This is a genomic window from Vreelandella glaciei, assembly GCF_013415125.1.
GTDB lineage: Bacteria > Pseudomonadota > Gammaproteobacteria > Pseudomonadales > Halomonadaceae > Vreelandella > Vreelandella glaciei.
On record NZ_JACCDE010000021.1, the window covers coordinates 1 to 21,699 of the forward strand.

At 55.8% G+C, this 21,699-nt stretch carries 16 protein-coding genes; 7 read left to right on the plus strand and 9 right to left on the minus strand.

The window, feature by feature from the left end; all coding sequences use genetic code 11:
* Positions 1 to 542 precede the first annotated feature (542 nt).
* The 3 genes from HZS80_RS14285 (at position 543) to HZS80_RS14295 (ending at position 3,100) form a co-directional block, all read left to right on the plus strand.
* A complete protein-coding gene (locus HZS80_RS14285; protein WP_035564383.1) occupies positions 543 to 1,397 on the plus strand; it encodes an SDR family oxidoreductase in 855 nt (284 codons plus the stop codon).
* 202 nt (positions 1,398 to 1,599) lie between these two features.
* Positions 1,600 to 1,848: a helix-turn-helix domain-containing protein gene (locus HZS80_RS14290; protein ID WP_035564802.1), complete on the plus strand. Its 249-nt coding sequence runs from the start codon at positions 1,600 to 1,602 to the stop codon at positions 1,846 to 1,848.
* Entirely contained in the window at positions 1,841 to 3,100 is a 1,260-nt protein-coding gene (locus tag HZS80_RS14295; protein ID WP_179916471.1) for a type II toxin-antitoxin system HipA family toxin, read from the plus strand. Before HZS80_RS14290 ends, HZS80_RS14295 begins: the two co-directional genes overlap by 8 nt.
* Before the next feature lie 66 nt (positions 3,101 to 3,166).
* Here the strand turns inward: HZS80_RS14295 and argA are convergent, their stop codons facing one another.
* From argA to HZS80_RS14310, 3 genes are all read right to left on the minus strand, one after another.
* Positions 3,167 to 4,483 (minus strand): amino-acid N-acetyltransferase, encoded by a 1,317-nt coding sequence (argA, locus tag HZS80_RS14300; RefSeq protein ID WP_179916472.1) that lies wholly within the window; start codon positions 4,481 to 4,483, stop codon positions 3,167 to 3,169.
* A gap of 212 nt (positions 4,484 to 4,695) precedes the next feature.
* Positions 4,696 to 5,961 carry an inorganic phosphate transporter gene (locus HZS80_RS14305; protein ID WP_179916473.1) on the minus strand — a complete coding sequence of 422 codons (1,266 nt, stop codon included), beginning with the start codon at positions 5,959 to 5,961 and terminating at the stop codon, positions 4,696 to 4,698.
* Positions 5,962 to 5,971: 10 nt separating this feature from the next.
* Positions 5,972 to 6,652, minus strand: a complete 681-nt coding sequence (locus tag HZS80_RS14310) for a TIGR00153 family protein (protein ID WP_035564387.1) — start codon at positions 6,650 to 6,652, stop codon at positions 5,972 to 5,974.
* A gap of 137 nt (positions 6,653 to 6,789) precedes the next feature.
* Between HZS80_RS14310 and HZS80_RS14315 the strand changes: the two genes are divergently transcribed.
* Both HZS80_RS14315 and HZS80_RS14320 read left to right on the plus strand, forming a co-directional pair.
* The gene (locus tag HZS80_RS14315) at positions 6,790 to 7,704 is read left to right on the plus strand and encodes a CYTH domain-containing protein (RefSeq protein ID WP_179916474.1); all 915 of its coding nucleotides are present in this window, start codon (positions 6,790 to 6,792) and stop codon (positions 7,702 to 7,704) included.
* A 64-nt stretch (positions 7,705 to 7,768) separates the two neighbouring features.
* Complete coding sequence (locus HZS80_RS14320) at positions 7,769 to 8,653, plus strand: ion transporter (protein ID WP_035564391.1); 885 nt, start codon at positions 7,769 to 7,771, stop codon at positions 8,651 to 8,653.
* 13 nt (positions 8,654 to 8,666) lie between these two features.
* Here the strand turns inward: HZS80_RS14320 and HZS80_RS14325 are convergent, their stop codons facing one another.
* Together HZS80_RS14325 and HZS80_RS14330 are read right to left on the minus strand one after the other, a co-directional pair.
* Positions 8,667 to 9,290: an L-threonylcarbamoyladenylate synthase gene (locus HZS80_RS14325; RefSeq protein ID WP_035564393.1), complete on the minus strand. Its 624-nt coding sequence runs from the start codon at positions 9,288 to 9,290 to the stop codon at positions 8,667 to 8,669.
* A gap of 102 nt (positions 9,291 to 9,392) precedes the next feature.
* Complete coding sequence (locus HZS80_RS14330; RefSeq protein WP_179916475.1) at positions 9,393 to 10,307, minus strand: PHP domain-containing protein; 915 nt, start codon at positions 10,305 to 10,307, stop codon at positions 9,393 to 9,395.
* A 150-nt stretch (positions 10,308 to 10,457) separates the two neighbouring features.
* On the opposite strand from HZS80_RS14330, the gene HZS80_RS14335 reads away from it, so the two are divergent.
* Both HZS80_RS14335 and mnmC read left to right on the plus strand, forming a co-directional pair.
* Complete coding sequence (locus HZS80_RS14335) at positions 10,458 to 10,757, plus strand: YciI family protein (protein ID WP_035564396.1); 300 nt, start codon at positions 10,458 to 10,460, stop codon at positions 10,755 to 10,757.
* A gap of 157 nt (positions 10,758 to 10,914) precedes the next feature.
* Positions 10,915 to 12,942 carry a bifunctional tRNA (5-methylaminomethyl-2-thiouridine)(34)-methyltransferase MnmC2/FAD-dependent 5-carboxymethylaminomethyl-2-thiouridine(34) oxidoreductase MnmC1 gene (gene mnmC, locus HZS80_RS14340; protein ID WP_179916476.1) on the plus strand — a complete coding sequence of 676 codons (2,028 nt, stop codon included), beginning with the start codon at positions 10,915 to 10,917 and terminating at the stop codon, positions 12,940 to 12,942.
* A gap of 286 nt (positions 12,943 to 13,228) precedes the next feature.
* Here the strand turns inward: mnmC and HZS80_RS14345 are convergent, their stop codons facing one another.
* From HZS80_RS14345 to smc, 4 genes are all read right to left on the minus strand, one after another.
* Entirely contained in the window at positions 13,229 to 13,504 is a 276-nt protein-coding gene (locus HZS80_RS14345) for a YheU family protein (protein WP_035564400.1), read from the minus strand.
* Positions 13,504 to 15,537 (minus strand): NAD-dependent DNA ligase LigA, encoded by a 2,034-nt coding sequence (ligA, locus tag HZS80_RS14350; RefSeq protein ID WP_179916477.1) that lies wholly within the window; start codon positions 15,535 to 15,537, stop codon positions 13,504 to 13,506. The genes HZS80_RS14345 and ligA overlap by 1 nt, the downstream gene beginning before the upstream one ends.
* A 155-nt stretch (positions 15,538 to 15,692) precedes the next feature.
* Positions 15,693 to 17,555, minus strand: a complete 1,863-nt coding sequence (gene zipA / locus HZS80_RS14355) for a cell division protein ZipA (RefSeq protein ID WP_179916478.1) — start codon at positions 17,553 to 17,555, stop codon at positions 15,693 to 15,695.
* A 649-nt stretch (positions 17,556 to 18,204) separates the two neighbouring features.
* Positions 18,205 to 21,699 carry a chromosome segregation protein SMC gene (gene smc, locus HZS80_RS14360; protein ID WP_179916479.1) on the minus strand — a complete coding sequence of 1,165 codons (3,495 nt, stop codon included), beginning with the start codon at positions 21,697 to 21,699 and terminating at the stop codon, positions 18,205 to 18,207.

Below are 21,699 nucleotides of genomic sequence, written 5' to 3' on the forward strand. Positions count from 1 at the left end.
CAGCACGGTGGGTTTTGGCAATAACGGGCTTGCGAAAGCCAACTTGCACGGGGCGAATGATCAAAAAGTGCTCGCTGGCGGTGATAGGGAAAGTGTCGGCGCCGGCTTCACGGATTCAGGTGCTTGATATAGCGCTTATAAAAGTTAGTGCTTTTAAAGCCTAGCTCTTTTAAAATCGAGCACCTCTAAAACCGAGCACCTTTAAAACATAGCGCTCTTTCTATTATTGTCAATTTATGCGCGCCGCCATTTAAAAACCCAACCATTTACTTAACATAGGTTATTTATTTATCAGAATTGGCTTATTACCTTAACGCTTTTTATCGAAACTCAGCTAAATCCCTGAAATCAATAAAAGACCATTCATTAGCGTGGCTTGCTTGTTTCTACGCCTTTGGTCTACGTTAAATATTGGTGAGTATTCGAGGAGTGAATATTCGCTGTTTGCCTTAGGTGTTAACCATCAATGTTAACCATCAGTCATAAGTAGTAACCATCCGTTTGAACGACACACATCCGTGCTAACAATGGAGTGACCGCACATGAGTGATCATAAGCAACCTCCCCAGCATCAAGATAAGCAGCCGGGCGATGAGTACGCGATGCACCCGGAGCCTGAGTACATTCGCGAAAGCTACCGCGGCACTGACAAGCTGTTAGACAAAGTCGCGATTATTACCGGCGGCGACAGCGGCATTGGTCGTGCCGTGGCCGTTCACTATGCCCGCGAGGGCGCGGACTGTACGATTGCCTATTTAGACGAAGATAAAGATGCCGAAGAGACCAAACGGTTAGTCGAAGCGGAAGGCCGCCGCTGCTTGGTATTAAAAGGCGATGTCGCTGAACCAGAATTTTGCCGCGATATTGTTAAGCGCACGCTCGATCACTTCGGCAAGATTAATATTGTGATCAATAATGCCGCGGAGCAGTACGATTGGGGGGATATTACCGAGATCCCCGATGATCAGCTGCTGCGTACGTTTCAGACCAACATTTTCAGCCATTTCTATCTCACTAAATCTGCCCTGCCGCATCTCGACAAGGGCGATACGATCATCTGCACGTCCTCTATCAATGCCTTTAAGGGCAACGATACGCTGATTGATTACACCGCTACCAAAGGCGCTATTCAGGGGTTGGTGCGCTCGCTGGCGATGTCGCTAATGGATCGCGGCATTCGTGTTAATACCGTGGCACCGGGGCCGGTTTGGACACCGCTGATTCCGGCAAGCTTTGACGAGGAGAAGGTAGCGTCCTTTGGCGGCCAAGTGCCGATGAAACGCGCCGGGCAGCCCAGTGAAATGGGGCCTGCTTATGTTTATCTGGCAAGCGAGGAGTCGTCCTACATGAGCGGCCAGACCATGCACTTGAATGGTGGCGTGATTCTTAACACGTAAGTGCTTACCTCAGAGCCAATCTACCAAGGGCGGCTTCGTCGCCCTTACAGACGTATCTTAGCCCCTCTAACTTCCCGTTCGGGAATATTTTCTTCTTCAGCACTACTCCCAAGGCTAAAAATTACCGGACGGGAATAATTACTGGGTTTTGTCCCCAGGCATGGTCTATGATTACCGTACGGTAATTTATTGGACTATTGCTATGACCGCGCCTGTAGAAAATGCTAAACGTATACGCAGCAGTGAAGAGTTAGGCAAGCTGGTTCAACAAGCTCGGCGCGAGCAGTCATTGCTGCAAAGTGATATCGCCGGGCTTGCGGGTACCGGCAACCGCTTTATTGTCGATCTTGAGCGCGGAAAACCCACATTACAACTGCAAAAAGTGCTCGATGTGCTAGATCTAATGGGGTTGGAGGTAGTTATACGTCGTAAGGGTAGTCACCATGACTGACCATAGCGAAGCGCTCGACCTGTTCTGGGGGAAGCTGCATATAGGGCGTTTGCATAATACCCGGCCGCTGCGGTTTGAATATACCCATGAGTGGCTAACTAATAGCCAAGCGAATAGCCTCTCCCCCCAATTACCGCTGACTCAACAGCAACATAGCGGTGATAGTGTGTTGGCGTACTTCGAGAATTTACTGCCTGAGGGTGAGCTACGCCGCTATATTGAGCTACGCCATCACACCACCACTATTTTTGGTCTTTTAAGGTCGATTGGGGGCGATACAGCAAGTGGCTACACCCTGCTCCCGCAAGGTGAAATACCCCAACCCGCTAGCTATCGCGAGACCCACTGGGAAGCGATCAACGACTTTCTGCATAACGAAAGCCAGGGGGAATTAACGGGACAGCTTGCACCTCAAGCGCGAATTTCATTAGCGGGCGCCCAAAGTAAATTGCTGTTAATGATACTCGCCGATGGCAGCCCGGCGCTTCCTGAAGGAGCCGCTCCTTCAAGTCATATTTTGAAACCTGATATTCGTGGTTTGAAAGGGGTTTGGTGCTCGGCACTTAATGAAACGTTCTGCATGCAGTTAGCGTCCACGCTAGAGCTCGGGGTGGCCGAAGCCACTTTCCAACCTGAAACACGCGCTTGTTTGGTCAAGCGCTATGACCGTTTTTACGATAGCCATGGCAACTTACAGCGTTATCACCAGTTAGACGTTTGCCAGTTAGCAGGTACGCCTTCCACCCTTAAGTACGAAAGCGACGGTGGACCCAACCTCATAGAGTGCCGACAGTTACTTCAGGAGGCGGGCGTCCCAGCAAAGGATTTACTGCTTTTCGTTCAGTGGTTTTTTTTCAATTTGTTTATTGGCAATAACGATAGTCATGCTAAAAATCTTTCTATACTACAGACGCCACAGGGCATTCAATTAGCGCCTTTTTATGACTTAATGTGCACAACGCTCTATAGCGGTCTCTCAAATCGCTTTGCATTTCAGGTGGCAGGCATTGATAAGCCGGGTAGCATTGAACGCCAGCATCTGGCGTCTCTCGCCCAGACGTTGGGATTTAAACCTGCTTACTTCATGCGTATAGGAGCGCGTATCGCCGATGAAATGATCAGCGTTTTGCCTTCTGTCGTAAGAGCACTGCAGGAGGTCGCGATGCCAGGGACTGAGCATGTTTTGTTGGAGCGCCTGTCTCAGCGCATTAAGCAAAACTGCCAAAAAATGACCAAACGCTGGATGACTTAAGCACTCGGGCACTCCAACCACTCATTATCTACTACTCATCTTCTACTACTTACTATTCACCGCGTCCTACCCCGTCAACGTTTTCACCAATACCTTCGATTTACGGGCGTGGTTATAGGTTTCGCGTTTCAGCGGGGGCAGGTCTTCCAGGCTGGCCGCTCGGAAGCCGCGCTCTACAAACCAGTGGGCGGTGTGGGTGGTCAGCACGAACATTTCGTTTAAGCCGCGCTGGCGGGCACGGCGCTCCATGGCTTCCACCAAGCGCTCGCCGCGCTCGCCGCCACGGTAGCTGTCGTGCACGGCTACGCAGGCGAGTTCGGCAATACTGGTATCGGGGAAGACATGCAGCGCGGCGCAGCCGATTACCATGCCGTCGCGCTCGATCACCATGTAATCATCGATTTCGTGCTCCAGGCGCTCCCGGGAGCGGGCAACCAGCATGCCCCGCCGCTCTAGCGGCTCCAGCAGTTCCAGCAGGCCGGCCACATCGTTGAGCGTCGCCGGACGCAGCTGTTCGTAGCGGTGCTGGGTAATCATGGTACCCACGCCATCACGGGTGAACAGCTCACCCAGTAAGGCGTCATGGTTGTGCCAGGAGAGCAGGTGCGTGCGCGCCACGCCTTCCCGTGCGGCGGTGCAGGCGGCCTGTAAATGGCGGGCTAACTCACTGCCAGGAACGGCATTGGTTAAACGCGGCTCGGCTTCTGCTGGCGAGAGTTGGCGCAGCAGTGCGCCGTGCTCATCTTCTAACCCTTCCGACTCACCGAGCAGAATCAGCTTGTCGGCTTTCAGCGCCACGGCGGCGTGCTGGGCGACTTCAGAGGCGTCCAGATCGAACACTTCGCCGGTACTGGAGAAGCCCAGCGGCGGCAGCAGCACCAGCGAGCCTTTTTCCAGCAGGCCTTGAATCGCGCTGGCGCGCACCCGGCGTACTTCACCGCTGTGGTCGAAGTCGATGCCTTCACGCACGCCAAGCGGCTTGGCGGTGACCAGGTTGCCAGAGATGACGCTCAGCTCTACACCGTGTAGCGGCGTGCTGGGTAGGCCTAATGAAAGCCGCGCTTCCAGCCATAGCCGCTGATGGGCGGCGACCTGCTCTACGTGGGCCATCACGGCGCGATCCGCTACCCAGCGACCGTCGATTCGCGTGGGCTCGACGCCCGCAGCGGTTAGCGAGTCATTCACCTGGGGGCGAATACCAAACACCACGACTAAGCGTACACCTAGGGTATGTAGCAGCGCCAAGTCTTGAATCAGCTGCTCCCCGCGGCCAGATGCCATCGCTTCGCCTTCAATTAAGATGACAAAGGTTCGCCCCCGGTGAGCATTAATGTAGGGGGAGGCATTACGAAACCAATCAACAAAGGGGAAGCGCGTATCCAAGGGCCGCTCTCCGGCAGCAGGTGAAAGAAAAATCCGACGTTTAACATATCTAGTCGGGTTACTTTACCAGAGCACCAAAAACAGCGGCACCTTCTAATGCAAATCTGCTCAATCTAATGCAGATAAACATGAAGATGCCGCTGTTATTTTATTGCTTGGGTGGTTCTTAATGCGTTCGAGCGTTGGCGTACTGCTTGGTTGCTAGCTATTTATTAGCCGAACATGCCTTTGAACATAAAGAAGAACAGAATCGCGAGACCTGCCCCTGCGGGCAGTGTAATCAGCCACGACGCTGCAATTGTACCGATAACACGCAGGTTGAGGGCTGCCATGCCACGGGCAAGACCAACACCTAAAATCGCACCCACCAGCGTGTGGGTGGTGGAAATAGGTAGGCCAGTGCCCGAGGCCAGCACCACCGTAGTAGCGGCTGCCAGGGTAGCGGCAAAGCCACGGCTGGGAGTCAGCTCCGTAATCCCAGTGCCCACGGTCGCGATGACCTTATGACCGTAGGTGACCAAACCCACCACGATGCCGCTGCCGCCAAGTACCAGCACCCACCAAGGCACCAGGGCAGAGCCACCAATTTCACCGCCGGTTTGCACCACGCTGATGACAGCAGCCAGCGGGCCAACCGCATTCGCTACGTCGTTTGAGCCGTGGGCAAAGGCCATGGCACAGGCGGTGAAGATCATCAGCACGCCGAACACACGCTCAACGTTGGCATAGCCAAAATGATCATTGGTGTTGTGTTCGAACTTGATACGCCGTTGCAAAATCAAGCCGATGCCCATAATCACCAGGCCCAGCAGTATCGACAATAGCAGGCTCTGGTTGAAGGTTAGATCCAGCCCCACATGGGATAACCCTTTGGTCAGCGTGACCATCGCAACGATGAAACCGACCAGAAATACATAGCCGGGCACGTAGCGTTTGGCGGCCGTGAACGGGTTGGCATCCTCGAAGATCAGGTGGTGTACCGATTTGAACAGGACGAAACCAATGGTGCCTGCCAACAAGGGGGAGACCACCCAGCTAGCCGCAATCGTGCCCACGGCGCCCCAATCCACAGTGGCTGGGCCTAGACCTGCTACCGCAAAGCCCACAATCGCGCCGACAATCGAGTGCGTCGTGGAAACCGGCCAACCTTTCATAGACGCGGCAAGCAGCCATGTTCCCGCCGCCAGCAGTGCCGCCAGCATGCCGTATACCAACAGCTGCGGATCATCTTGCAGTAGTTCGGGGTCGATAATACCTTTACGAATCGTATTGGTAACCTCGCCACCGGCTAACCAGGCGCCGAGAAATTCAAAAACAACAGCGATCAAGATCGCTTGTTTGATGGTGATCGCTTTCGACCCCACCGAGGTTCCCATCGCATTGGCGACATCATTCGCACCAACGCCCCAGGCCATAAAGAAGCCAAACAAACAGGCCAGGATAATGAAGATTTCACCGTACTGGGCAATAATCAGCATGAAGATCCCCTTAGCGGGCGGTCAGTATCTGCAGACGGCTACCCACACGCTCAGCGCGATCGGATAGTTCGCCAACCCATTCAATGATTTTGTAGAGGAAGATCACGTCCACAGGCGGTAACTGGCTCTCAAGCGAGAACAGTTGGCGACGGATCGTCACTTGTTGATCGTCGGCTTGGTGCTCAAGGGTGTGCAGTTCACGGATCATGTTCTGCATGACGTCGGAGACGTTTTTTCCAAAGCCGGACTCAAGCAGATCCTTGAGTTCTTCCAGTGCCTGGCGGGCTTGGGCAACACAAGCAACACTGGTACGGATGTAATCGCGCATTGCATCGGCCAGTTCATCCGGCACGCGCATTTTACGCCCTAACATAATGCCGGTAATGTCACGCACCTTGTTGGCGATCTTGTCCTGCACGCTGATCAAATCAAGCAGATCGGAGCGCGACACCGGAAGAAACATGGTGTTAGGCAGGTTCAACCGCAGCTCTGTTTTCAGCGTATCGGCGTCATGCTCTAAGCGGGTGACGTTTTCGCGCAGTTCAGCCGCTTTGTCCCAGTCATCAGCCAGCGTTGCTTCAAAAAACGGCAACAGCTGATCGGCACATTCATTGGCCTTGACGATATGGGCCAATAACGGCTGGAATGGCGAGCGGCCAAACATCGAAGAAAAAGGATTGGAGGTAACCATAATGCCTTTTAGCCTGTTTTCGGGAAGCCTGGAAATGGCGGCGCCAGTATAAAGAGTGCGCCCGCCGCCGTCATGAAAAGTTCATAAATGTAATCAAATATTCATTTAAATGTCACGATAACGAGGTGGCGAGCGTCATGAAAAACCTAAACCCCATGGAAGTGGAACTTAAACTGGCCCTTGCCCCTGCAGGGCCTGCGGCGCTTACGCAACACCCGCATCTCGCCTCATACCCTGCGCGTAAACAGTCGCTGACTAACACCTACTTTGATACCCCCCAGGGCGACCTGGCCAAAGCACGTATTGCGCTGCGCTTGCGTCAGGTAGACGGCCAAGTGCTACAAACGGTGAAAACCGCAGGCCAGGGCGGCGGCGGATTATCTCAACGACAGGAGTGGGAGTGGCAAGTTCCTGACCACGAACTGGATCTGGTAGCTCTTGCCGACCTGCTCCCCTTTCAGGGCCAGCTTAGCAGCGTGCTACATGCCCTCGCCCCCCAACTCAGCACCGATTTTACGCGGCGCAGCTGGCAGCTAACCGATGGCTTAGTAAACCCAGGCGCAATAGGCCAGCGCAGTCATATCGAGCTGGTGCTGGATGAGGGCGAAATTATCAGCGGTGGCTACCGCACGCCCATCCGCGAGGCAGAACTGGAATTAAAGGACGGCGACCCGGAAGCGCTGTGGGCATTGGCACTGACACTTTCAGAACAGGTGCCGCTGCGCCCTTCAGATAGCAGCAAAGCATCTCGTGGCAATGCACTTAGCAACCAGCACTGGCCACTTCCCGAAGCGCACTCCCCGGCTGAGTGGCTACACCGCGCAACGCTGGCGCTGGATGCCTACCACGACAGCCAGCAGGCAAGCTTTCTAAGCGATGCCCAACAGGCGTTAGCCACTCTCGCTGACCACCCAGCGCTGGATGCCGATGCCCGCGTGTACGCTCAGGCGTTACCCGGCGGCTTAGATGCCCATGGACAGCCCAGCACGGCTTACGGTAACGCTGCGTTGGCACTGGCCCATCGCTTGGCGTACCAAACCGAGCTACGCTAACGGCTTAATGCCATTTCAGGACTGTTTTTAAGGACCGAATTGAGGCCCACTTCAGGATGATGCGATGAATTTAAACTTAACCCCCGGTGCGGAAGGCCTACGCGCTCAACTGTTTCATATTATTTTCGAATCCGACACACCGGGCGCTAAAGCCTTTGATATTGCCTTGATCGGGGCTATTTTGTTGAGTGTCGCGGTCATCCTGTTGGGTAGTATCGAGATTTACGCCGAACGCTACGGGCCCATTTTCTTCTACATCGAGTGGGCATTAACGATACTGTTCAGCTTAGAGTTGTTAGTTCGCATTTACTGCCTTGAGCGCCCCTTGCTCTATCTAAAAAGCTTTTATGGAATCGTCGACTTAATCGCTATTTTACCCACTTGGCTAGTGCTACTGGTCCCTGGCGCTCATGGCCTGGTGATTGTTCGCTTGCTGCGAGTGCTGCGTATTTTCCGTATTTTGCGACTCATGGAATTTGTTGGCGAAGCCAGCCTGCTACTCGACGCGTTAAAACGCAGCCTGCGTCAAATACTGCTGTTTTTCTCTGCCATTTTCATGGTGGTCACGCTGTTCGCGGCGTTGATGTACACCATTGAATCACCGGAAGCGGGCTTCACCAGTATTCCTATGTCGATGTACTGGGCGATCGTTAGCATGACCACCGTGGGCTACGGCGACATCGTCCCCGCCACTGCGTTGGGTAAAGCGATTACCATGATCCTGATGCTGCTGGGCTACTCGATTATTGCTGTGCCCACCGGGGTATTCTCCGCTCAGGTGATCCGCTCAATACGCGAGGATCGTTACTCGGAGGAAGCCTGCCCCGGCTGCGGTTACGACCGCCATGAGAAGCGGGCCCGTTACTGCCTGCGCTGCGGCACTTGGCTAGACGAAGACAGCGAAGACCCGCGTAAAAAAGACGATAAAGATGAGTCCGCTTCTGACTAGCTTGCGCCTAACGCTAAGCCTGGAAGGGCGTGATATCACCGCGTCCTTCGCGAATGATTTTAGGCGGCAGCTCGCGCAGGTCGATAACGCTGGTGGGGTCTAGATGGCAAGCGCCGCCATCGATAATGGCATCCAGATGCGCGCCAAAACGCTCGCGGATCTCCTCCGGGTCGTTCATGGGAAAATCATCGCCCACCGGAATGAGCGTCACGCTCATCAACGGCTCCCCCAAGGCTGCCAGCAACGCATGCGTAATGCGGTGATCCGGCACGCGTACACCAATGGAGCGGCGTTTGGGGTGCAACAATAGCCGCGGCACTTCTGAAGTAGCATCCAAGATATAGGTGTACGGCCCCGGCGTATGCGCTTTCAACAACCGGAAAACGTCGTTATCCACCTTAGCGTAGGTGCCGATCTCTGATAAATCGGAGCACACCAAAGTGAAGTTGTGTTTATCGTCCAGTGAACGCAGCCATTTAATCTTCTCAATGGCTTTCTTCTCACCCAGGTGGCAGCCCAAGGCATAGCCTGAATCGGTGGGGTAAGCCACTACGCCGCCTTTACGAATGATTGCAATCGCCTGATCAATCAGCCGCTTTTGCGGGTTTTCCGGGTGAATCTGGAAATATTGGCTCATAAAACTACTCCTTTCATAGCTCACTGTCTTAGCGGTTCCTACAGCATAGCTGACCTTAGCTGGTGATAACTTAAGCTGACGAGAACTTAAGCTAACGAAAACTTAGCCATTCGCTAACAGACCGGGGGCGGCATCGCGTAGATGCACCAAGCGCGGATGCTGCCATATCGGGGGCGCTGCCGTGCGCGGTACCAAGCTCATACTGCCGGGTGCTGCATGGCTGCCGGGAAAGTGAAAGTCGCTGCCCAAGGAAGCGTATAACTCACGCTCGACCAGCTGGCGCGCCAAGTCACGGGTGCTATCCGGGTTCTGCTGGCCGCTAACCAGCTCAACCGCTTGGCCGCCCGCCGCCTGGAAGGTATCCATCAACAGCCCACGCTTGCGTCGAGTGAGGCCATGGCGCAATGGATGGGCGATCACGGCAACGCCGCCTGATTCCACAATCCAGCTCACGGCTTCGCTGATTTCTGGCCAGTGGGCTTTGACATCGCCCTTCTTGCCGCTGCCTAGGTAGCGCTTAAAGGCACTTGCCCAGTCGGGCACCACTCCTTCAGCTACCAAGGCACGGGCAAAATCCGGGCGGCCTAGGGGGCGGTCGCTGCCTGCGTGAAGGCGCGCTTTTTCTAGGGCGTCGGGTAAACCTACTTTTTCCAGTCGTTCGGCAATGACTTCCGCACGCTGGATACGCGCCTCACGCTGCTGAATCAAGCCTTCCACCATCGGCCCCTGCAAGCCGCCGGGCATCAGCGCCACGACATGAATATTGACTCCTTGCCAGCGTGTGGATAACTCACAGCCAGGGATAAGACATAGCCCTGCTTGCTCGGCGGCGCGGCCCGCTTCTTCAATGCCGTCCATGGTATCGTGATCGGTAAGCGACATATGCGTCAGCCCGCGCTCGGCGCACAGTGTTACCAGCTCAGTGGGCGATAGCGCGCCATCAGAAGCGGTGGAGTGCATGTGCAAATCAACCGGGTAACGCTGATCGGCATCAAAGGTATAAGGAAGTCGAGACATAAGCATGACGCCGTGTGAGCAGTTTGTCAGAATGCGCTTTTCAGCTGTGAATAAATCGTTCGCAATGGGTAAGATATGGTGCGCGCATCTGTCTGCGCGGTCAATGAACGCTCACTTTTCATCCCCTTCTTTTCAAGGAGTTATATCCACATGCTGTACGCCATTATGAGTGAAGACGTGCCCAATAGCTTAGAGCGTCGTTTAGCGGCTCGCCCTGATCACCTCGCCCGCTTGGAAGCGCTGCGTGACGAAGGCCGGATAGTTTTAGCTGGCCCTCACCCTGCCATCGACGCTGAAAATCCCGGCGATGCTGGCTTTTCCGGCAGCTTGGTCGTGGCGGAGTTTGAGAGCCTGGAAGAGGCTAATGCATGGGCGGATGCCGACCCATACATGATTGCGGGGGTCTATGCCAAGGTAATTGTTAAGCCGTTCAAGAAAGTTTTGCCTTGACCCCAATAGTCGAGTGTGGAGGGTCCGCCCGCTTTTTCACAGAGCCTGTGGAAAACTCTGTGCAAACCCGGCGGACGCTTTGCGCTAAGCCAGAGCCAGCGCCGACGGCGACAAATTGATCATTTTTTAACCACTTCTTCATTAAACGGATATCTGCGTGACCCAACGTTCCAATGCTTTGCCTGCCCTCGCGGCGTTAACCACGCCTCTACTTACCTGGAACGAGGGAGCACCCCACGCAACCGCATTTGATGACATCTATTTCACCCGTGGCGATGGGCGCGCTGAAACCGAACATGTTTTTCTGGGTGCCAACCATCTTCCCCAGCGCTTTGCTGAGTGGAAAGCAGCAAGGCCGTTCGTCATTGGTGAAACCGGCTTTGGTACCGGGCTGAACATACTCTGCGCTTGGGCTTGTTTTGAGCAGCATGCAGCGCCCAATGCGCGGCTGCACCTGTTATCCACAGAGAAGTTTCCTCTTGAGCATGAGGCGCTGGAACAGGCGCTTAGTGCTTGGCCTTCGCTAGCGGCTTATGCACAGGTGCTATGCGCCCAGTGGCCCGCTGCCGTGAGCGGCATTCACCGCCTGCACTTAACCGAGCGCGTCACGCTTGACCTGCATTTCGGCGATACCACAGAGCGCCTGGAGCAGCTAGATGGCCAAGTCGACGCCTGGTTTTTAGACGGTTTTGCGCCTTCTAAAAACCCCGATATGTGGCAGCCAGCGCTATTTAACGCCATGGCCGCCCGTTCACGCCCCGGCGCGACATTCGCCACCTTTACCTGCGCAGGTATCGTTAAACGGGGATTAAAAGCCGCAGGCTTTAGCTGGAAGAAAGTGCCAGGCTATGGTCGCAAGCGGGAAATGCTCGCGGGCAGTATCGAAACGCCGCCTGAGGAGCAGCGCCGCCAGGCAACGCCCTGGTTTACCCCACCGCCCGTGGCAGCCGTAAAGCACGTTGCGATAGTCGGTGCTGGGCTGGCGGGCAGCACGATGGCGGCAGCGTTAGCGCGGCGCGGTATTCAGGTAACGGTTGTTGAGCGCGAAGCCCCCGGCGCGGGCGGCTCAGGCAATCGCCAGGGCGCGCTGTATGTAAAGCTGGCTGCCGAGACTAATCACCAGAGCCGTGTTTACCTTGCCGGGCTGCTGTACAGCCAGCGCTGGCTTACCCAACAGCTATCCACACAGTCGTTGTCCACATCCCCTTTATGGCAGCCCTGCGGCGTGGTGCAGTTGGCGAGTAGTGATAAAGAAGCGCGCCGCCAGCAGCGTTTTATTGAACAACACCCGCTGCCCAGCGACGTTGTCACTGCGCTAAACAACCCGGCGCTAAGCGAAGCAACGGCCATGCCCATTGACGCACCCCATGGGCTGTTTTACCCACAGGCGGGATGGGTTCAGCCCAAGGCACTATGTGAGCACTTACTTAGTCAGCCAGGAGTGACTTTCCAGCAGGGTGACGTTAGCTCCCTTACCCGCACAGCCGCCGGGTGGCAGCTCAATCTAGATGATGCCAGCACGCTTAATGTCGATCAGGTGGTGATTGCCAGTGCGCATTTGGCTGACCGCTTTGCGCAAACCAGCGAACTGCCGCTGCAGTCGGTCCGCGGCCAGATTAGCGAGCTAAAACTACCCGATGGGGTAGCAGGCCCAACCCGTGTGGTATGCGCCGGAGGCTATGTAGCGCCTGCTCTGGATGGCGTGCTGACGTTTGGCGCCAGCTTTGTACCCAATAACGCAACCACCGATGTAACCGCCGACGATCATCAACGCAATATTGATGAGCTGCGTCAGACATTGCCCAACTTAGTCGCCGAGCTGGAAAAAGCCGGTAGTGAATTAACGCCTGAACACCTTCAAGGTCGCGCGGCGGTGCGTGCGGCCAGCCCTGACAAAACCCCTTATGCAGGGCCTGTGCCGTTAGCAGAGGCGTGGCAGGCCGACTATGCGCGGCTAGCTAAAGATGCTACTCGGGTGCCAGAGACGCCAGGCGAGCACTACCCAGGCCTGTGGATATCGACGGCTCATGGCTCACGCGGGCTAGCCAGCGCGCCGCTATGCGCCGAGGTGATTGCTTCAAGAATGTGCGATGAACCGATGCCGCTGGAAGCGCCCCTGGTCGATCACCTGCACCCAGGGCGACGCATTATCAGCGCAATTATTCGGAGCGAGAACGCTCAATAGGCAAGCTTGAGATTGCCGCGTCGCTACGCTCCTCACAATGACAGGACTCGATGCTTCAGCTAAATGTCATCGCGAGCGAAGCGCGGCGATCTCGGATTTGCCTGCCACTGCCAGCAAAGTTCGCCGCGTCGCTACGCTCCTCGCAACGACAGGACTCGATGCTTCAGCTAAATGTCATCGCGAGCGAAGCGCGGCGATCTCGGATTTGCCTGCCACTGCCAGCAAAGTTCGCCGCGTCGCTACGCTCCTCGCAACGACATACCGGGAGGCTTTTCGCAAGATGCGTCTAAAAATCACCCTCTTCCTCGTCATCGGCGATATCTCGGCCAAACGAGCGCCACCGTGCTAGGGTCATGACTTCGGTCATCTCCAGCTCAAGGTCATGGGCGATGATCAGTTCGTTACGCTCAAGCTGCTTTTTGAGCTCGGCTACCCAGCCATGCATGCCCTCGCCCGTGGTATCGGTCGTGTCGTAACCCTGGCGGGTCACAAACGCCTCAAGCAGGGCATCGAGGGTTTCCGGTGGCAGCATTCTTGCGGGTACTTCAATAAAACGGCTCATTAACTCTGCTCCCACTCTGCCAAACGTTCCATAAAGGTCGCTTCATCGATCACTTCTACACCCATCTGCTCGGCTTTGGTTAGCTTACTGCCTGCGGCTTCGCCAGCGACGAGACAGGTAGTCTTCTTCGACACGCTGCCCGCTACCTTCGCCCCTAATGCCTGCAAGCGTGCCTTGCCCTCATCGCGGGTCATACTTTCAAGCGAGCCCGTCAATACCCAGGTCTGTCCTTCCAGCGGCGTTGGGCCTTGGGTAACGACGGCTTCCTGCCAGGTAACTCCGGCATCAATCAGCGCGGCAATGGTTTCCTGGTTGTGTGGCTGGCGGAAAAAAGTATGCACGTGGGCGGCGACAATCGGGCCGACATCGTTGACTGCTTCCAGCGCTGCCAGTTCCGCCGTTTGGACGGTTTCAAGCGTGCCAAAGTGATTAGCAAGGTTGGCCGCTGTGGCTTCGCCTACTTCACGGATCCCCAGCGCGTAAATAAACCGCGCCAGGGTGGTCGATTTGGCTTTTTCAAGCGAGTTGACCAAATTATTGGCTGACTTCTCTCCCATCCGCGGCAGGCTTTTTAGCTGCTCAACACTCAAATGAAACAGGTCCGCCGGGGTTTTGACCCAATCCAAGTCGACCAGTTGCACAATCAGTTTCTCGCCCAGGCCGTCGATATCCAGCGCCTTGCGGCTGGCGAAGTGCTTCAACGCCTCTTTGCGCTGGGCGGCGCAGTAGAGGCCGCCGGAACAGCGCGCCACCGCTTCGCCATCAACGCGCTCAATATCCGACCCACATACCGGGCAGTGTTCAGGAAAAACAATGGCCCTGGCATCCGCAGGCCGCTGTTCAACATGCACTCTAACTACCTGAGGGATAACGTCGCCAGCTCGGCGGATGGAGACTGTATCACCAATCATCACGTCCAGGCGGGTGATTTCATCGGCGTTATGCAGCGTGGCATTGGAGACCGTCACGCCTGCCACGGTGACCGGTTCAAGCCGCGCCACCGGCGTGATTGCCCCGGTACGGCCAACCTGGAACTCGACATCGTTAAGCGTGGTGACCTCTTCCTGAGCAGGATACTTAAACGCCACCGCCCAACGTGGCGCGCGGGCGACAAAGCCCAGCTCACGCTGGTAGCGCAGGTCATTCACCTTGATCACCACGCCGTCGATATCAAAGCCAAGCGCATCGCGTTTTTCGCCCAACTGCTCGCAGTAGTCGGCGACAGCTTGTGGGCCTTTGACAACTTTTAGCTCTGCACTGGCGCGAAATCCTAACGTGGATAACCGTGCCATTAGTTCGCTGTGGGTGGTATCGCCTAAATCAGGTTCCAAGCGGGCGGCCTGATAGGCGTGAAATTCAAGTGGACGTTTCGCGGTAATACGCGGGTCGAGCTGACGCAGGCTGCCTGCCGCCGCATTGCGCGGATTGGCAAATACCTTGTTGCCCTCTTCCCGAGCGCGCTCGTTCAACGCCTCAAACCCTGCATGGCGCATAATCACTTCACCACGCACTTCTAGCAGCTCGGGTACGTTTTTGCCCATCAGCTTTAACGGCACCGAACGCAAAGTGCGCAGGTTAGAGGTGATGCCTTCACCGGTACGCCCATCTCCCCGGGTGGCGCCGCTCACCAGCACGCCCTGCTCAAAAACCAGCGACACCGCCGCGCCATCCAGCTTAGGCTCGCAGGTAAACTCAACCTCGTCTGCACTGCACTCCAAGCGTTCCGCCACTCGCTCGGCAAAGGCATGGATATCCTCGCGGCTAAAGGCATTATCCAACGACAGCATAGGGATTGCGTGCGCCACTGATGGAAAGCCATCGGCTGGGGCGGCGCCTACGCGCTGGGTGGGTGAATCGCTGGTGATCAGTTCTGGATGGCTGGCTTCCAATTGCTGTAAACGTTGCAGCTGACGGTCGTAGTCGGCATCGGTAAGGGTGGGATCATCCAGCACGTAATAGCGGTAGTTTGCCTCATCCAGGGCGGCCCGCAGCTGGGTAATCTCTTCCAACGGTTGAGAATCAGACTTGCTCATTAGAATGGGTTCCAGTACTCGGCAGCGACAACGCAAAACCTAAGCAATTTAAAAATTGAACGAACGTGAAAACTGAACGACTGTAAAATTAGCGTTTATTGAACAAAAACACCCGCCTTCTGGCAAGAAGGCGGGTGTTGAACAGCCAGTGTGATTTAGCGGACTTGCATGTGCCGATGCAGACGATGGCGACGCTCAAATTCACGCACCCGCTGACGGGCAAACTCGATCGTTTGTGCGGTCATCACACTGCGGTTTTCATCTTTCAGTTCGCCGCCCATATGACGTACCACGACCATGGCGGTTTCGACCATCGCCTCGAACGCGGCAGCGCTATCGAGTGCACCCGGCAGTGGCATCAGTAAGGTGATGCCTGGGGTCATGAACTCGCCCATCTCTTCAATGGGGAAGGTGCCTGGCTTAACGACATTGACCATGGAGAACTGCAGTTCGCTGTCATCACTTTCCGTTTCAAAGCGGTGGAAAATGCCCATTTCACGGCTATAGCGCAAGCCACACACCATCATGAGTTCCAGCAGCTTGCTACCATCAAAACCTTCTGGGTCACGGGAGAGAACGCTGATAACAACCACTTCTTCAGCGCTGGAAAGCGTCTCTTTGGCGTGTTCGCCGCTCACATCGTGACGTAGGGCTTTTTCTAATGTGGGATGAATACGGACGCTATCATTCCCCCCGCGCTCATCAGCAGCGCGGTCGTCATAAGCAGTATCGCTGGCATAATCGGCGTTTTCGTCAAAGTCAGCAGAGTAGCCCTCTTCATAAAGCGGTTCTTCATACCGAGACGCTTCACGAGCTTGATCATCCGCTCGCTGCTGAGCAGCCAGTCTATCCGCGGCCGCTGCATTGGCTGCTGCCTCTTCACGTGCCTGCGCCTGCTCTTGGGCTACGCGAGCACGCTCAGCATCGGCGGCTTCTTTCGCTTCACGCCGCTGTTCCGCTTCCACTGCTTTACGCTCAGCTTTCTGCTTGGCCAGCGCCTTATCTCGCAGCGCTTTCTCAGCCTTTTTGCGTTGTTTCTCTTTACGACGCTCGATCAACCGGCGCTTCAATGAGCGGCCCATGCCTTCAAAGTCGACTAACCGGTATTCATCCACTTCGTCATCGTCAAGCTCGTCGTGGTCACCGGCGGTATCGGAGCGCAACTGACGACGTTTAGGAGAGTGATCATTAGCATGTTTTGCAAATACGGCATCTTCTGGCTCAGCACGTAGTACCGGTTCAGCGTCATAATCAGGCTGAACAGAGGCTTCCGTATCCGTTTCGCTTGCGCGAATAGACATGTCATCAGGCGAAGCAGCTGCCTCACGGGTCGTTGAGCCTTCTTTTATAGCGGCCTGTGGAGCAGGCTCAGTTGCTTCAGCGTTCACGTTAGAAGCGGTTGCGTTAGCCATTGCAGCAGAATCAGCGGCCGCCGTTGGCTCGGCTTCATATTGCGATACAGCCTCTTTGTCCTGGGGAACCTCAGCAGCCTTTAGGGTACTGGCCTTTGAAGTGCTGTTCATTGAAGTGTTTGCCATAGAAATACTGGGCTCAAGGCGCTCATGCTCAGTCGGCATGGAGGGTGAAGTCGTCGCAGTATTTGCTTTAGCGACGACTGGGCGCTCCGTTTTTTCTGCTGCTATTGATTGGGAATTAGCGATGGATTCCGCTTTTGCAGCTTTGCGTTTGGCTGCTTTAGCTGACGCCGAACGCCTAAACTCAGAAAGCACTCTGGAAGGGCCAGGATGCTCTTGACGCTCTAATTTTGGTTTATGACCTAAGCCACTATAGTCAGCGGGCTTAACGACTCGTGCACCGCCATTGGGTAGTTCCCAATTGATCTCTGCTGCTTTAGCAGCTTCATCGGGATCATCTTCTAGCTGACTAGCTGAAAGATCCTTTTCCGCCTGATCCAGACGGGGTACACGACGCTGACGTTGAAGTCTTCGCGCACCGTCTATAACGATGAGCGATACCAACGCCAGCCCTAAAATGATTAGCCACTCTCTTAGTTCCATGTCGAACGTTCCATGGTCATCTTGCCGGTTGCTAAGGCACCATGCCTAAATATGGGTAACTGCTATTTAATAAGTACTTGCCACCAAGCATAGCGCGATTGCTATGAAAAGGGCCAATTTTTGCTGATAATTACGCTATTTTCACGCTTTTGAAACTGTTATTGAAGCCGGTTAAGGCAAAAGTCCGACCTTAACTTCAGCCGAAAGTGTCACGAGCCTTTGATCTAATCGTTATACATAGCCTTATAAAGGAAGCTCGAAAGCTAGAAAAGCCATTTTGACCGTTGGGAAGTGCATAACCGTTTCAGCCTTTTGCTTACTAATGTGCTAATCATCCCCATTGGCAAGATCTATTTATAAGCTGCTTAACGTTCTCATACCAAACATTAATAGAGGTAATATAGTTAACTTGAGCGCGTTAGGACACTTTTTTGCGTATTTGCATAATGTTTATCACTCCATGATTAACAAACTGCTGTTTATAGTTACAGTCTCTTCCAAAATTCTTCTGCTGTCGCACTGATGGGGCGGCCGGTCGGGTTAGATGTATATGCACCGTCATATCCCAACGCTCATCCAGTACACGCACTAAACGGCTATCGTGAATGTCTTGCTCAGCAAGACATTTGAAGGTGAAGGAAGAAGGCGGTTAATCGACCAGCGCTGCCGCTTCTTCAATACCCACCGAGACTAACCTAGATACGCCGGGCTCTTGCATGGTCACCCCCATCAAGCGCTCGGCGGCTTCCATGGCAATCTTGTTGTGAGTGATGTAGATAAACTGTACGTTCTCAGACATCTCTTTCACCAACCGGGCGTAACGGCCCACGTTGGCGTCATCCAGCGGCGCATCCACTTCATCCAGCATACAGAACGGCGCAGGATTGAGCTGAAAGATAGCGAATACCAACGATAGTGCGGTCAGCGCTTTTTCACCGCCCGATAGCAGATGAATGGTGCTGTTCTTCTTACCCGGCGGGCGGGCCATAATCGCCACGCCGGTTTCCAGCAGGTCATCGCCGGTTAGCGTTAACCATGCTGCACCGCCGCCGAATACGCGGGGGAACAGCGCCTGCAATCCGGCATTGACCTGATCAAAGGTCTCACGGAAGCGCACCCGGGTTTCTTGGTCAATACGCTTAATCGCCCGTTCAAGGGTTTCCAGCGCTTCGGTCAGTTCGGCGTGCTGCGCTTCCAGATAATTTCGCCGCTCGGCCTGTTGATCATACTCCTCAATGGCGGCGAGGTTGATCGCCCCCAAGCGGCGAATCTTGTCCGTGGTACTTTCCAGAAGTTCCTGCCAACGGGTTTCCGTCGCTTCATGGGGCAACTGTTCAGCGAGGGTCTCGACGTTATGGCCAAGCTCAGTTAGCTGCTCATCCTGGGTGGCGGCTTTAAGTGCCAACGCCTGAACGTCCATACGCCGCTGCTGGAGCTGTTCGCGACTCTGCTCCAGGTTACGTTCATGCTGCTGGCGGGCAAGTTCGTCATTGCGTAACTGTTCAGCCAGCGCCTGGGCCTGCTGACGCGTCGCGTTTAAGCGCCCCTCCTGCTGCTCACGCTGGTGAAGCAACTCTTCAAGCTCTTCCCCAGCCAGCTCGTCGGGCTCGACCAACATCTCCCGCGACTCTTCAAGCTCGGCAATACGCAGCGAGAGGCGCTCTTCAGAGTCGTTCGAGCGCGCCTGCTGAGAGCGCAGACTATCCCGCTCAGCGCTTAAACGTTCACGCTCAAGTGCCAACGCCTGCTGCTGGGCTTTGAGCGGCGCATGCTGCTGGGTCAACTGATCACGCGCCTCGCGCTGCCGGTTGCGCTGCTCTGCGCTGGTTTCCCGTGCTTCGGCGGTGCTCTCCAGCTGCTCCATTGCTACATGCCAGCGGGCGCGCTGCTCATCAAGAGTAAGCGCTAACTCTGCTTCATCCTGTTGTAGCTGGGCAAGCTCTTCATCGAGCTCCGTTGCACGACCTTCAAGGTGTTCCAAGCGCTGGGCCAAACTACGCTCTTTCACCGCCAACTGCTGCAGGGTGGTGGCGTGAGCACGCTCCTGTTCGGCCTGCTGCTCCCGAGCCTGCTCCAGCGCTTCAATCGTCTCTCTGGCCGCCTCACACTGCTCCTCTGCCAGCGCCAAGGCCTCTTCTTCACTTTCGCGCTGAGCGGAAAGCTCGTCGTAGCGGCGGCGGGTCAATAGCAGCCCGTCGATGCCTTCACCGTTGGCCTGCTGATGCAGCCAGCCACGGCCCAACCAAACCCCATCCTGGCTCACCACGCTTTCGCCAGGCGCCAAATGCGCTACCTGCGCCTCTGCCTCTTCGGCCGTTTGCGTACAGTGAATGCTTGCTAACCACTCGCCCAGCGCGCCTGCGCCTTTGACCAAACTATCTAATCGCTGACCCGAGGTGGAGGGAGCTGGCGAGGTTTGATCAATCAAACGCCAATCGGTGGCTAAGGCCTCGGGCAAGGCCGCCAACTGATGGCGAGTGACTAAACGTGCATTGAGCCACGGCGCAAGCAACCAGGAAGTAAGCGCTTCCCAACCTGGTGCTACTTGCAGTACTTCGCCCAGCTGGGGAGCCTCTGCCAAGCCATGCGCTGCCAGGGTCGTGCCTATCGCAGGGTCGTGATCCACCAGTGCAGCATCAATCAACGCTTGCAGGGAGGCCAGCTCCCCCTGACGTTGGCTCAGTTCAGCGCGTTGATGATCGCGCGTTTGAGTCACCTGCTGATAGGCCGCCTTGGCATCGCTATAACGCTGCTGCCATTGATCCCGCTGGGCCTGAAAGCCTTCCGCCTGCTGCTGGGCATCCGCTAACTGCTCTTCGCATACGGCATGCTCCTCGCGTAGCCCTGTAAGGTCAGCGACCTCACTGCGCTGCTGGCGGCGGCGCTGATTTTCGGCTTGCAGCCGCTGAATGCGCTGCTCCAGGTCGCGCAGTAGATCCTGGCTACGATCAGCGTCGCGGCTGGCATCCCGCCAGCGGGTTTCGGCATCGGTCCACTGCTGTTCAGCGGCTTCCAGGGCGGGAGATGCGTCGGCTAGGGACTGCTCCAGGCTTTCGAGCCGCTCCTCTAAGGCTTCGTGCTCGGGAAGCAAGTCGTCAAAGCGCTCATCAATCGCGGCTAAACGTTCCTGATCGCCTTCGCTAACCCGGCGCTGCTCGTCCAGGTCACGCCGGGCGGTAGCAATATCGCTGGCCAGTTGAGTTTCACGGCTGCGGCGATGGGCCTGATCCTGTTCCAGACGGGCAATGCGCGTGGTGGTTTCAAAAAACTGCTGTTGGTGACGGTCGAGCACTTCAGAGAGTTCGTCATGCTGTTCGCGGGCTTGTTCCAAGCGGGTTTCGCACTGACGAACGCCGAAGACATCTTTTTCGACCGCGATTTCCAACTCGCGAACGCGGCTCTCCTGATGGGACTGCTCCGCCCGCAGGGTGCGGCCGCGCAGTAGCGCCAGCTCACCCTTGAGCCGATACTCCTGCTCCTTGAGATCCTGATAGCGCTTGGCGGCTTCGGCCTGACGTTTGAGGCGCTCTAGCTGTTTATCCAGCTCTTCGCGAATATCGTCCAGACGCTCCAGGTTTTCCTGGGTGCGCCGCATGCGGTTTTCGGTTTCCCGGCGGCGCTCTTTGTACTTGGAGATACCCGCGGCCTCTTCCAGCGTCGAGCGCAGGTCGTCGGGGCGAGCCTCGATCAACCGCGAAATCATGCCTTGGCCGATGATGGCATAGGAGCGCGGCCCCAGGCCGGTGCCCATAAACAGGTCGGCGATATCGCGCCGACGGCACTTTTGACCGTTGAAGAAGTAGTTGGATTGCCCATCCCGCGTGACCAAGCGCCTAACGACGATTTCGGCATACTGCGCATAAACGCCGCCCATACCGCCGTCGCGGTTGTCGAACTTGAGCTCTATGGAGGCTTGGCTGATCGGTTTACGACCAGTGGAGCCGTTGAAAATAACGTCAGCCATGGACTCGCCGCGCAGGGTTTTAGCGGAGGACTCCCCCATGACCCAGCGCACGGCGTCAATAATGTTGGATTTACCGCAGCCGTTGGGGCCCACGATGGCGGTCATATTGCCATCGAAGGGCACCGTGACGGGGTCCACAAAGGACTTAAAACCGACTAAGCGAATCGAGGTTAAGCGCAT